Annotated in this window: 10 protein-coding genes; 7 read left to right on the top strand and 3 right to left on the bottom strand. The window is 33.0% G+C overall.

Going from position 1 to position 13,178, the window contains the following annotated elements; genetic code table 11:
• Positions 1 to 33: 33 nt before the first annotated feature.
• Positions 34 to 1,107: a magnesium/cobalt transporter CorA gene (gene corA, locus GWR14_RS20470; protein ID WP_163411005.1), complete on the bottom strand. Its 1,074-nt coding sequence runs from the start codon at positions 1,105 to 1,107 to the stop codon at positions 34 to 36.
• A gap of 153 nt (positions 1,108 to 1,260) precedes the next feature.
• Here corA and GWR14_RS20465 point away from each other — a divergent pair, with 153 nt between their 5' ends.
• Entirely contained in the window at positions 1,261 to 1,944 is a 684-nt protein-coding gene (locus GWR14_RS20465; RefSeq protein ID WP_163411004.1) for a hypothetical protein, read from the top strand.
• A 79-nt stretch (positions 1,945 to 2,023) separates the two neighbouring features.
• Here the strand turns inward: GWR14_RS20465 and dnaK are convergent, their stop codons facing one another.
• Positions 2,024 to 3,907 carry a molecular chaperone DnaK gene (gene dnaK / locus GWR14_RS20460; protein WP_163411003.1) on the bottom strand — a complete coding sequence of 628 codons (1,884 nt, stop codon included), beginning with the start codon at positions 3,905 to 3,907 and terminating at the stop codon, positions 2,024 to 2,026.
• A gap of 396 nt (positions 3,908 to 4,303) precedes the next feature.
• On the opposite strand from dnaK, the gene GWR14_RS20455 reads away from it, so the two are divergent.
• The 4 genes from GWR14_RS20455 to GWR14_RS20440 all read left to right on the top strand — a co-directional run bounded on the left by GWR14_RS20455 (position 4,304) and on the right by GWR14_RS20440 (position 8,287).
• Complete coding sequence (locus tag GWR14_RS20455) at positions 4,304 to 5,797, top strand: TlpA family protein disulfide reductase (RefSeq protein WP_163411002.1); 1,494 nt, start codon at positions 4,304 to 4,306, stop codon at positions 5,795 to 5,797.
• 11 nt (positions 5,798 to 5,808) lie between these two features.
• Entirely contained in the window at positions 5,809 to 6,906 is a 1,098-nt protein-coding gene (locus GWR14_RS20450) for a nuclease-related domain-containing protein (RefSeq protein ID WP_163411001.1), read from the top strand.
• A gap of 183 nt (positions 6,907 to 7,089) precedes the next feature.
• Positions 7,090 to 7,758, top strand: coding sequence for a hypothetical protein (locus GWR14_RS20445; RefSeq protein ID WP_163411000.1), 669 nt, complete (start codon positions 7,090 to 7,092; stop codon positions 7,756 to 7,758).
• A gap of 91 nt (positions 7,759 to 7,849) precedes the next feature.
• Positions 7,850 to 8,287, top strand: coding sequence for an acyl-CoA thioesterase (locus GWR14_RS20440; RefSeq protein ID WP_163410999.1), 438 nt, complete (start codon positions 7,850 to 7,852; stop codon positions 8,285 to 8,287).
• Between the two features lie 80 nt (positions 8,288 to 8,367).
• Here the strand turns inward: GWR14_RS20440 and GWR14_RS20435 are convergent, their stop codons facing one another.
• Positions 8,368 to 11,391, bottom strand: coding sequence for a LamG-like jellyroll fold domain-containing protein (locus tag GWR14_RS20435; RefSeq protein WP_163410998.1), 3,024 nt, complete (start codon positions 11,389 to 11,391; stop codon positions 8,368 to 8,370).
• 364 nt (positions 11,392 to 11,755) lie between these two features.
• On the opposite strand from GWR14_RS20435, the gene GWR14_RS20430 reads away from it, so the two are divergent.
• Positions 11,756 to 12,748: an alpha/beta fold hydrolase gene (locus GWR14_RS20430; protein WP_163410997.1), complete on the top strand. Its 993-nt coding sequence runs from the start codon at positions 11,756 to 11,758 to the stop codon at positions 12,746 to 12,748.
• A 22-nt stretch (positions 12,749 to 12,770) separates the two neighbouring features.
• On the top strand, positions 12,771 to 13,160 hold the full coding sequence (locus GWR14_RS20425; protein WP_163410996.1) for a DUF1398 domain-containing protein: 390 nt from the start codon (positions 12,771 to 12,773) through the stop codon (positions 13,158 to 13,160).
• Positions 13,161 to 13,178: the final 18 nt, after the last annotated feature.

Genomic DNA, 13,178 nt, shown 5'->3' with positions numbered 1-13,178 from the left:
AACGAAACATATTGTAATTTTTAATTTAAAAAGCTAAAACCAGCGCCTTTTTTTGAAATAAATAATGAGGGCTATTACCAATAAAAACATAGTTCCCATAACGATAAAATAGCCATTCTCGGTTTTAAGTTCCGGCATGTTTTCAAAATTCATTCCGTAGACCCCAACAATAAAAGTAAGCGGAATAAATATGGCCGAAATAATGGTCAGTGTTTTCATAATCTCATTCATTTTCCGGCTTTGTTCCGAGAAATAGAAATTTGAGGCACTTTCCAAAGAACTCATATCCGATTCGATTTGTTCTAAAAGTTCGAGACTTTTTTGATGTAATCTGACAAAGAAATTAAAAGTCTCTTTTTGAATAAGACCATTTGCCTCATTATCATCTTTAATGGTTTTCAGATAATATAAAGAATCCCGAAGCGGTACGATAGAACGTTTTAAGAAATTAAAATTATCACGGTGATTTTCAATTTTCTCCAGAATAACAGGATCTGCCCCTTTTTTAGTTAAATCTATTAGCTCTTCAATATTATCTTCTTCATCTTCTATGGTAATGTAAAAATTTTCCATTACGGCATCCAATAATAAATAAAGCAGATAATCAACCTTCTTAGTTCTTACGATTCCGGCATGTGTACGCAGACGTTCACGTATGTGTGTAAAAAAATCACTTCTTTTTTCCTGAAATGAAATCAGAATTCCGTCTTTCAAAATAAAACTAAGCTGCTCTACTTTAAGATCATCTGAATATTCTGAAGGCAAAAGCGATTTGATATTAAAAAATAAAATATCCGGCTGTTCCTCGAGTTTGGTTCTTTTGGTTGTATTTAAAATATCAGCGAGTAAAAAATCATCTACCTTAAAATGGTCTCCGATAGTTTTAATAAGGCTAATATCGTTTAGCCCGTGAATATTCAGCCAGTTATTCTTAGTATAATCAAAACAGGAATTTAAGGCTAAAACCGTAAACTTTTCATATTCGATAACATCTGTATCGTTATATACAAAAAGCTGCATCTCTGTTTCATGATCTTTGTGAGAGCCAGTATACTCTAAACTAGTATGCTGCAGTTTACGGCCTTTCTTGTATTTGATCTTTCTCATTCAAAAAAATTTACATAGTAATATTACGAAAAAGAATCGGGATAGGAAATGACAAATATCAGTTTGACATGAAGATATTGTTAGCAATTCAAAAAAACAATTACATTTATAAATTTATAATTCCTAAATTTCATTAACCAATTGAAGATTAAAATGACAACCAAAATAAAAATTTCAATTCCGGAACCTTGCCATGAAAACTGGTTCGATATGTCTCAAACCGAAAAAGGAAAATTTTGCAGTGCTTGTCAAAAAAATGTGATAGACTTTACAAAATCATCCGACAGAGAAATTGTTTTGGCTTTTAATGAAAATGATAAATTATGCGGGCGTTTCAATAACTCTCAGATAAATCGAAATTTAGTAATCCAAAAAGAAAAAAAATCAATCTGTACAATTGCAGCTGCTTCATTAATTGCTTTTTTAGGATTAGGAAATCAAACAGCACAAGCACAAGGAAAAATACGAATCGAACAGACATCCAAAAAAACAAGTGAAATAAATCCTTCTATAGATAGTGAAAATGAAGAAATAGAAATTGAAGGGAGAATTTTTCTTGAAGAAGCAAATCCAAATTTTGAAGAGGTTAATATTTTTATTGATGGCAAAAATCCCGTATTTCATCCCGATTCAGAAGGAAGATTTTGTATAAAGGCAAATAAAGGTACTATAATATCAATTTACAAAGATGGATACATAAATTACTCTACTAAAGTTTATAACTACTATATAGGTGCCATCGAATTAGAAAAAGAAAACTGCAAGGAAAAGTTTATTGTTGGTGGAGCTATTGCTGTAAAAAGGAGTTTTTGGTATCGTCTTTTTCATAAAAATTAAAATCATAAAAAAAACCGAGTCATTTTCTGACCCGGTTTTTCATCTTAATACTTTGTACTAATTACTTAATACTAAAGAATTATTTTACCTCTTCGAATTCAACGTCTTCAACATTGTCTCCTGAAGCCTGCTCTTGTTGTGGAGCTGCTTGTTGGCCTTCACCACCCTGAGCGTACATTGCTTCTGTAGCTGTTTTCCATGCTGCATTTACATTGTCTAATCCTTTTTGGATTGCGTCAAGATCCTGAGACTGGTGAGCCATTCTCAATTCTGTTAAAGCATATTCGATAGCTGTTTTGTGGTCAGCTGAGATTTTATCTCCTAACTCTTTCAATTGAGATTCAGTCTGGAAGATAGTACTGTCAGCTTCGTTTAATTTTTCAGCTCTTTCTTTAGCGATTTTGTCAGCATCAGCATTAGCTTCAGCATCTTTCTTCATTTTCTCGATTTCTTCAGCTGTTAAACCTGAAGAAGCTTCGATACGGATATCGTGAGATTTTCCAGTTCCTTTGTCAGTTGCAGAAACTTTGATGATACCGTTAGCATCAATATCGAAAGATACTTCGATTTGAGGAACTCCTCTTGGTGCTGGCGGGATACCGTCTAAGTGGAAACGACCGATAGTTTTGTTATCAGCAGCCATTGCTCTAGCCCCTTGTAATACGTGGATTTCAACAGATGGCTGAGAATCAGCAGCTGTAGAGAATACCTGAGATTTTTTAGTTGGGATAGTAGTGTTAGCATCGATAAGAGTTGTCATTACACCACCCATAGTTTCGATACCTAAAGCTAATGGAGTAACGTCAAGTAACAATACATCTTTTACATCTCCAGACAATACACCTCCCTGAATAGCAGCTCCAATAGCCACAACCTCATCAGGATTAACTCCTTTAGAAGCTTTTTTACCGAAGAATTTTTCAACTTCTTCAACAATTCTTGGGATACGAGTAGAACCTCCTACTAAGATAACTTCGTCAATATCAGAAGTTGATAAACCTGCATCTTTTAAAGCTTTAGCAACTGGCTCCATAGAACGTTTTACTAAAGAATCTGCTAATTTCTCAAATTGAGAACGAGTTAATTTTTTAACTAAGTGTTTTGGTCCTGAAGCTGTAGCTGTAACGTATGGCAAGTTGATTTCTGTCTCAGCAGAAGCAGATAATTCAATTTTAGCTTTCTCAGCAGCTTCTTTCAAACGCTGTAATGACATTGGATCTAAACGTAAATCAATTCCTTCTTCAGATTTGAATTCGTCAGCTAACCAGTCAATAATAACCTGGTCAAAATCATCACCTCCTAAGTGAGTATCACCATTTGTAGATAATACTTCGAATACACCGTCTCCTAATTCAAGAACAGAGATATCAAAAGTACCTCCACCTAAATCGTAAACAGCAATTTTTTGATCAGTTCCTTTTTTATCTAATCCGTAAGCAAGTGCAGCAGCAGTTGGCTCGTTGATGATACGCATAACTTTAAGACCAGCGATTTCACCAGCTTCTTTTGTAGCCTGACGCTGAGCATCGTTAAAGTAAGCAGGAACTGTAATAACTGCCTCAGTTACTGTTTGACCTAAATAGTCTTCAGCAGTTTTTTTCATTTTTTGAAGTGTCATTGCAGACAACTCCTGAGCAGTGTATAAACGACCGTCAATATCCACACGTGGCGTATTGTTGTCACCTTTTACAACACTGTAAGGAACTCTTTTTGCCTCTTCCTGAGTTTCAGCAAAAGTGTGTCCCATAAAACGTTTAATAGAAGCAATCGTTTTTGTAGGATTCGTTACTGCTTGTCTTTTTGCAGGATCTCCCACTTTAATTTCTCCACCTTCAACAAAAGCGATAATAGAAGGAGTTGTTCTTTTTCCTTCTGCATTAGGGATAACAACTGCTTCGTTACCTTCCATTACAGAAACACAAGAGTTCGTCGTACCTAAGTCAATTCCGATTATTTTACCCATTTTTTATATATTTAATTTTGATTTAAATTTTATAACTCAGGTGGCATAAGTCAATCTTTGTGCCAATATAAAAAACCAAAGTAATTTGTCAGTTTTACTGTCGGGACACCAAAAATCATCTGACAACATGACATTTTTAAAACCTGACAATCATGGCATAAGGACTTTACATGTCATTTATCAGGAGCTGTTCCTGCTATCCGCTATATCTTTACTGCCGAACCCCGGCAGTAAAGGATGACGCTGCTATCAGGGCTAAAACACTCGTTTTCAAAATAAAAATCCCGAATCTAAAAACAACATTTTGCATCTCGCAATTCAATTAACCATCTAAATACTATATATTTGAAAGAATCAAACCTGCTTTTACTAATTCATTCTTTTTAACCAAAAATCATGAAACTATCCAAACTTCTTTTTATAATACTCCTTCCCTTATTCGCAATTGGGCATGGAAAAAAAAGCGATATAATCATCACAGGAAAAATAACGGGAAAGATTCCTGAAATAATCGAATACACTTTACCCATAAACGGAATTGATTTTATCGGATTTAAAAATTCCGTACAAACGGATTCTTCAGGTAATTTTCAAATAAAACTTAATGCAGAAAAAGCCTGCATTGTTGAACTCTTTAATCATTTTAACTCTTACGGAATCATCATTGCAGAACCCGGAATGAAATATGAAGTTTTCATCAATACTGAAATCAAAGACAACAAATTTAGAATTCTATCTAAAAACGAAAAAGGTCAGGCTTTATACAATCAGATTCCAAACAGAAGTATGCTCATTGGAGGCCATTTTGAAATTGAAACAAAAAATTATACAAAAGACAGTGTTATATCTCAAATAACACAAAAAAATGAAAAAGCAAGAGAAACAGAAATCGCCGAATTTAAAAAGCTCTTAAAAAATAAAGAAATATCTAAAGACTTTTACAATCTTATTGAAACAGACCGGAATTACTTTCATAAAGGCATTATGGGAAGTCTTGGATTTATAAACTTTTTAAATGTATCCAGAAACAAAAATACTCTGACACCTGCTCAATACAGTGAACTCTGGGCTGTAATTTTCGACTCTAATCCTGTAACTAATCCTGAATTATTAAGATCCCCATGGTTTTTTTATTATGCAGAAAATTATCTGCGCTATCAGGAACTAATTATTGAAAAAACTGACATCGCTGCATTATCAGAATACCATAAAAAAGGACTAATCCATACTCATAATATTGACAACGCTAAAAAGCATTTATCAGGAAAACAGTTAGAATATTATTTTGCGGCTTATATCTATTATGAAGCCATCAATAAAAATTACGAAAAAGAATTAATTACACTTTTCGAACAATTTAAAAAAGAATACCCTTCCAGTCCTTATACTTTATTTTTAGAACCAGAAATCATTTCAATCATTGCCTTCCATAAAAAGAAGGAAGAATCGGTGAATGAAAAAATTAAATTTATAGATAATCCGGCAACTGTTAATTCCGTAAAGGATGTTATAAAAGAATTAAATGGAAAACAATATTATATCGACATCTGGGCAACCTGGTGCGGCCCTTGTAAAGCAGAGTTTAAAGACAATACAAAATTGTATGAACTACTGAAATCTAAAAACATTACAATGGTTTATATTTCTATAGACAAAGAAAACCGGGAAAACCAATGGAAAGATATGATTCATTTTTACAGTTTAGAAGGGCATCATATCAGGGCGAACGAAAAGCTAGATGCCGATTTAAGAACTCTATATGGTAATCAATCGATGAGCATTCCGTGGCATTTCCTGACTGACGAAAACGGAACTGTTATTAAAAAAAGTCTAAATGGTCCTTCTGAAATCGAAAGTTTAGAAAAACAACTAAATGAGGTTAATCCTTAATAAACAAGAACATGTGTAGAGTTTATAATACAATTGGATGCTTAAATACTATACAATTTCATTTGGTTAAAAATAATATCGATGAATTTAACTCATTAAATGAGTTGATTAGTTTTCGGAAAAATTATCATATCAATGAACAAAAAATCATTTCAGATCACACTTCACTTATTGAGAAAGAAAAAATAACTCTTGAAAAAGAATTATCTGAGTTGAACATCGTTATTCCGAAAAGAGAAAATGATCTTAAAGAAGAATTAAAAGAAAGACTGGATTATTATAATCAAGAAATAGAAAATCTGCCTCAAACGAATTCTAAAATTATCCCGATTATAAAAGACTATTGGATTAATCTTGTCCTTTGTACAAAATTTTGGCTTATACAATTGATATATTACTTCAAAGTCATCTTTTTTAAATATCAGGCAAAAAAAATGCTTTCTAAAAAAAATAAACGCTTTGAATATCTTGCATTACATTTTCAGAATGCAGTCAAAGAAAGTAGTGTTACAGATTTTAAGATATTGGAAAGGAAAAAAGAGGTTATTGAAAGTCTAAACAATACAATTTACGGCGCCCTTGGCGAACAAAAAGTAGAGAACATTCTTAGAAAGCTGTCTGATGATTATATTTTGATAAATGATTTTTGTTGCTCTTTTAATCCTCCAATAAAACACAAAAATGATTCTATAAAATCTATTCAAATAGATCATTTATTGATTTCTCCATCTGGTATTTTCTTGATTGAAACAAAAAACTGGAGTAAAAATTCAATAGACAATCTGGATTTACGCTCCCCTGTCCAGCAGGTTCTTCGAACAAACTTTGCTTTATATAAAATACTAACTGAGAAAATAAACAAATCAAACCTATTTTTTTCACGTAATCATTGGGGCAACCGAAAAATTCCTATCAAAAATATTATTGTTTTCTCCAACAATAAACCATTTGAAGAATTTGAGTTTGTCAAAATCCTAACTTTACGAGAATTACTAAATTATATAGGATATTTTAATCACAGTTTTACAACAAATGAAACAGTGTTAATTGCGGAATTTTTACTTAGTATTTCGGAACATACAGAAGTATCGTCTAAATTAGTTATCTAAATAATTCCATACTACTTTCAAATTATTTTAAATTCAAATGACATCCGTTTAATCCATTAAAAATTATTTTTCACAATCTCTATTTTGTACTATTTTTTCTATATTTTTGCCGCTCAATTTTTCTGTCTTTCAACGAAAATAATTACAAGTGTAAAAAAAAAATAAATTAAAAAATACCTTTTAATGACCGACAATTTCAAATATGCTACCAAACTTTTTGGCAGCGCAACATTTAGCTTTCTTAAAATAAATATTATCGGACAACTATTAATTTTTGCTTTATCTGTAGCTACATTATTAATCTTTTTATTTCAATCGTCAGATGGTCCTGGTGCGCCAGGAGCAGGTATAGCAGTCTTGTTAATTTTATTCTTTGAGAGACCTATTGGTTTTACTCTTATAACTCTTTCTATTTTTATCACTCCCTTTGTGTTGTTTTCTTTTGGAAATAAATACATTATTTCAAAAACAGTCAATAAAATATTATCCGATAAAGGAGAAGCTTTATTATACCCGATTATTGAGAAAGTCCTCGGGAAAATAAAATCGAACCAGCCCGATTTATTAAAAAAGGGAACAGACAATACGAAATTGAAACTAAAATTAATTCAGGAAATTAGTGATTCTAAGGACAATAATAAATGGTTAAAAAAAATTATTATTTACGGTCTTAAAAAAGCAAATCTTGACGATGTTGATTTTTCAGATGAAAAATTAAGTTTTACTGACGTCATAAAAGAAAAAACGATATCCGGATTAAAAAATGTTTCAGAACCAAGCAGAAACTTCTTTTGGATTATTTTAGGAATACAAATATTGCTCTTGATCCTTGTTAGTACCCAAATGATATAGTGAAAATCTAAAACGAATAAAAAATAACTTTTATTTAGAAAAAACTACCATTTGATATTCGTAATTTCGATTTTAAATTAAAATAAAAAAAATGGTTTCGTTTACTAAAGAAATATCTTTTCGCTGGTCAGATCTTGACCCAAATTTTCATGTTCGTCACAGTGCTTATTACGATTTTGGCGCACAGCATCGTATCGAAATCCTTGAAGAACTTGGCCTGACTTTAAAAGTGATGCAAACGCAGGGATTTGGCCCGGTTTTATTTAGGGAAGAATGTGTTTTCAGAAAAGAATTAAAACTTTCGGATAAAATTTTCATTCATACCAAAACTTCTAAAATGAAAGCCGATGCCTCACGCTGGTCTATCATTCACGAATTCAGAAGAGAAGACGATACACTTTGTGCCACTATTACCGTCGACGGCGCCTGGATGGATACCAAACTGCGAAAACTTGCTTCTCCAACACCTGAAATTGCCATAGAAGCATTGAGTATTTTCCCAAAAAGTGATGATTTCGTTGGACTTTAAACAAAATACGGTTCACTATAAATTACAAAAACCGTTACAAATCAATGTAACGGTTTTTTTTTAGATATAAACTTTTATTACTATTCTGTCATTATTTTAAAACTGTTGTTAAAGTTTTCTCCTGAAACATTTAAGATATAAAGTCCTGAAAGATTTTTATTCGCTATATTCAAAGTAAAAACGCCATTTCCGTCAGAAGTGATGTTTTCTTTTACGATAATTTTCCCGGTTACATCACTCAAAGTTGCAGTTACAGAAGACAAATTAGTATCAGGAATATTGATAAAAATTTGCTCTTTTGCAGGATTCGGATATACTACAAGATTACTTTTGCTTCGACTGTCATTTTGACTAAATTTACTATTACTTAAAAATGTCTGATTATAAAGGGCTGTAACTTCTGCCGCTGTTAATGCATAATTAAACATTTTAAGCTCATCAAACAATCCTTTGTACGGTGCAGGAGTAGTATTAGCATACAGTTCAAGTGCCCCGATATTACCAATTACTAAATCTGTTGCCTCTCCAATACCCACTGATGTTCCTGTTGCATCTGCTTTTTCATTTGTAAAAACACCATTTGTATAAATTTTTAATTTAGATGTGGCAACATCTCTCATAATAATCACATTAACCCAGTTTCCGGTAAAATAACTCGTAGCTGCCAATGATGATACAAGTTCTGTTTTTGTAACATCATCATCTATAGCAAAACGCAATTGATTACTTTTAATTTCTACATTAAATCTTCTGCCTGTTGCTCCTGTTGTCACACTTTTTGTCATTGAGCCTTTGCACAAAATATAAGAACTCAATGTTGTTCCTGCAGGTATTAAACTAGCATCAGCTTTCATCCAGAATGAAACAGTAAATGAATTTTTATCAAAGAATATCTGATCCTGATTTGGAATACTAACCATAAGCTTGTTTGGTAATAATGTCGCAAAATCTATAGCTTTATTCTCTTTTCCTATTACCCTAACCGAAGCATTATCATAAGCCGCATCCAATTGTCCATTATTTCCATAACTTGAAATATCCGCAATTTGATCACCCTCTCCGGCTGCTTCTTTAAATGGCCAATATCCAACAATTTCTGGTGTTAAAGTCTTAAAATTCCATACATCTCCAGCTATTGTCCCTTTTGCATTAGAAGCATCAATTCTCCAATAATAAGTTGTCGCAGTATTTAAACCTGTGAGCTGATATGAAGGAGCTGCAACATAGGCTACATCGGCTAGTTTAGTTAGATTTGCAGGATTTGTGCCTAAATAAACTGCGTAAGTTGTCGTATTAGAACTTCCAGTCCATTTTAATGTTGTATTACCTCCGTTTAACTGTACAAAATTATATCCTGAGGCTGGCGTTGGATTAGCTGCCTTAGCTGGAGCCGATGGGATTGGAGGAGTTGTTACAGAGCCTATTTCGCTATAAGCAGATGATTCTGTAGCATTTGTTGCTTTAACACGATAATAATATACTGTATTAGGCGTCAAGCCAGAATCATTATAACTAATAGTGTTAGCTGCAAGCGTATTAATTACTGTAAAATTTGTTCCATCAGTTGAACGCTCTAATATATAGTTATTTTCATTTGTAGCATTATCACTCCATTTTACTGTTAAAGAGCTAGCCGGTGGGATTTCAGTTGAAGTTACAGAACTAAAATTTACACCTGATGGCGGAATAAGAAAATCAGCAGGTGTTGTATTGGTTAATCCGTTAATATAAACTTCAATATTCAGATAAGGAGCATTGGTTGTACTGACTAATAAAGCATCAGCCGTATTTTTATCTAATCCGTTGGCATCTTCCCAGGCATCAGGCATACCATCATTGTCTGTATCCAAAGGAGCCGGAGCACCGTAAACATGTCCTGCACCTCCGTTTATAAAACCAAATTTACTGGTCAAATCAGTTTGCACATATACATACGTGGCAGTTGTCCCTTTAGATACCAAATCTGAAATCATTAAACTCTCAACCTGATCACGTCTTGGATACGAAGCTCCAACACTTGCTACAATTTTATTATAAGCATCCTCAGCAGACAATGCTGGATTTTTCATAGGATAATCATACGGTGTTGACAAAAGAGTAGATATATCTCCAGTAGGATATCCCGTTAAATCGTAAGGAACTAACGTACCATTTAGTACACCATCCTTATTATTGTCAAAATAATTTCCAGAGCCATATAAAGAGAAATTATCATTTCCGCGATTAAACGGTGATGAAACTGTACTACTTGTGTTTGGCCCTCCTATAAAATAATTATTGATAATATTAACATCTGAACTTCCTGCAGAATCTCCTCCCATAATATAGGCATCACCGGATTCAGCATGCCCATAGGTATTTCCGTAATTCCCCCAGTTGTAAACAACATTATTTACAAACTCATTGATACCCTTCACTTTATTGTTACGGGTTTTATTACAGATGTATAAATTCCCAATTAAGCTTATCTTACCACCGGCAGAAGGCTGCATTAAACCTCCGGCTGAGTGATTGTGACGGTGCATTCCCTGTCCAATAATAGAATTCTGAATCGTAATATTATCCGGGCTTGTTCCTTTACTATCCCAGTTCACAGAAAACACTTCGTCTGTACCCCAGGTAAAACTCATGTGGTCTAAAATTATATTCGCTCCATTTGAAATCCCAGACGCATCCTGATCTTTGGCAGTTCCTCCATAACGAATACGAACGTAACGGGCAATCGTATTACTTGCTCCGGTAAATGACACCTTAGATCCCAACAATACAATTCCTTCACCTGTTGCTGTTTGTCCGGCAATAGTCGTGTTTTTCGCAATTGCAATCGAAGAAGCTACGTTAATGATACCTCCTACTTTAAAAATTACAAATCTTCCTTCCTGACTAACGGCATCACGAAATGACCCAGGACCACTGTCATTTAAATTGGTTACTAAATAAATCTGTGGATTTGCAGCTCCTCTTGCCCCTGTTGTAAATCTTCCAAAACCTGTGGCTTCGGGAAATGCCAACGTTTGGGCTCTTAATTCTCCCATAAACGTAATCAGAACAAAGGCCGAAAGAATTTTGACCCCATATCTGAATGATAAGGTAATTTTTTTCATACTAATATAAATTGGTTAAAAGTTAGTTAACCGAATTTAGGCATAAGCAAAAAAGAGTCTGTCCTGCCCCGTCCTGTGTTTACATCTTTAAAAATCAATACATTATAAATTCAGCAACAAAACAAAATTATCACCTGATTAAAATATTCAAAATTTAACGAATTGCAGTTTTTTCGAATTTTATTTCATGATTTAAAATAAAAAATAAAATATCGGGCGTTTATATTTTTCAGAAAAATGATTATTAGTAAGCATCTTTTTCTTGAAATAAAGCTATATTTTCTGATAATTTTAAGATTATAATTTTTGCCTTTCAAACTCAGAACGGTAATTTTATAAATCTCAAATAAAAATTATCATTCCAATGAAAACCTTAAAACTCTTATTGTTATTAATTCCACTTTTTTCCTTTTCACAAGAAGAAAAAATAAAACAATTTGATATTAATTTAAGCAATTACGAATATCCGTTCCCTGTTAAGTTTTTTGAACTCAGTAATCAGCGCCAACTTTTAAAAATGGCCTATATGGACATAACTCCTGCCAATTACAATCATAGAAACATCATTTTATTTCATGGAAAAAATTTTAATGGAGCTTATTGGGAAACCACTATTAAAGCCCTGACAAAAGAAGGTTTCAGGGTTATTGTCCCGGATCAGATTGGTTTTGGAAAATCTTCAAAACCGGATAATTTTCAGTATACATTTCAGCAGTTTGCTGAAAACACAAAAAAACTGTTAGAACATTTGGGAATTGAAAAAACAGCTGTTTTAGGACATTCCATGGGCGGAATGTTAGCTACAAGATTTACGTTGATGTATCCTGAAACTGCTGAAAAATTAGTCCTTGAAAATCCAATTGGTTTAGAAGACTGGAAATTGATTGTTCCTTACAAGCCTGTAGATTGGTGGTACGAAAGTGAATTAAAACAAAATTACGAAGCTATCAAAAAATACCAAATGGCGAATTATTATGATGGAAAATGGAATGCTGATTTTCAAAAATGGGCTGAATTGGGTGCTGGCTGGACAACAGCTCCTAATTATAATATTATAGCATGGAATTCGGCATTGATGTACGACATGATTTTTACTCAGCCTGTTTTATATGAATTTAAAAACATCAAAAGTCCAACATTACTAATCATCGGAACCAGAGATAAAACTGCTTTAGGAAAACCCCTCGTTTCAGAAGAAGTCAGAAAAACAATGGGCAATTATGCCGAACTGGGCAAAAAAACACAAAAAGCCATTCCGAATGCAAAACTTGTAGAAATTGCAAACACAGGACATTTGCCACATATTGAATCTTTTAATCAATTTATAAAACCATTAATCGTATTTTTGAAGCAATAAAGTTAACCTTAAATTATATTTTATGTTTACAATCGAACAAATAAAAGAGGCACATGCCAAAGTAAAAAGCGGTGCCGATTTTCCAAATTATATACAGGATTTAATTATTTTGGGCGTAAAAGGGTATGACACCTTTGTAAATGATGGCCATGTTGAATATTATGGTGTAAATAACTATTCTGTTATTTCAGACGAAAAATATCCTGAAATAAAAGTTCAGGATACAGCCAACAAAGAACGTTTTATAGAATTTCTGGTAGCGCATCAGGACGGCCAGACCGATTATATTACATTTTGTAATCATTCAGGACAATGCGGAATCGCAAAATGGCGTGTTGATATTATTGAAATGACCTGTACTTATTTTGACAAATCAGGCGCTGAAATTTTAATTGAAAAAATTCCTGGTTAATCATTTTAGAAGAAATTC

Origin of the sequence: Flavobacterium ajazii (assembly GCF_010614725.1) — a bacterium.
Taxonomy (GTDB): Bacteria; Bacteroidota; Bacteroidia; order Flavobacteriales; family Flavobacteriaceae; genus Flavobacterium; species Flavobacterium ajazii.
This window is presented reverse-complemented; position numbering and strand designations above follow the sequence as displayed.

Excerpts from the sequence above, each read along its gene's own strand:
- GWR14_RS20465 (WP_163411004.1), top strand. The coding sequence starts at position 1,261 with ATGACAACCAAAATAAAAATTTCAATTCCGGAACCTTGCCATGAAAAC.
- GWR14_RS20440 (WP_163410999.1), top strand. The coding sequence starts at position 7,850 with ATGGTTTCGTTTACTAAAGAAATATCTTTTCGCTGGTCAGATCTTGAC.
- GWR14_RS20430 (WP_163410997.1), top strand. The coding sequence starts at position 11,756 with ATGAAAACCTTAAAACTCTTATTGTTATTAATTCCACTTTTTTCCTTT.
- GWR14_RS20450 (WP_163411001.1), top strand. The coding sequence starts at position 5,809 with ATGTGTAGAGTTTATAATACAATTGGATGCTTAAATACTATACAATTT.
- GWR14_RS20425 (WP_163410996.1), top strand. The coding sequence starts at position 12,771 with ATGTTTACAATCGAACAAATAAAAGAGGCACATGCCAAAGTAAAAAGC.
- GWR14_RS20435 (WP_163410998.1), bottom strand. The coding sequence starts at position 11,391 with ATGAAAAAAATTACCTTATCATTCAGATATGGGGTCAAAATTCTTTCG.
- corA (WP_163411005.1), bottom strand. The coding sequence starts at position 1,107 with ATGAGAAAGATCAAATACAAGAAAGGCCGTAAACTGCAGCATACTAGT.
- GWR14_RS20455 (WP_163411002.1), top strand. The coding sequence starts at position 4,304 with ATGAAACTATCCAAACTTCTTTTTATAATACTCCTTCCCTTATTCGCA.
- GWR14_RS20445 (WP_163411000.1), top strand. The coding sequence starts at position 7,090 with ATGACCGACAATTTCAAATATGCTACCAAACTTTTTGGCAGCGCAACA.
- dnaK (WP_163411003.1), bottom strand. The coding sequence starts at position 3,907 with ATGGGTAAAATAATCGGAATTGACTTAGGTACGACGAACTCTTGTGTT.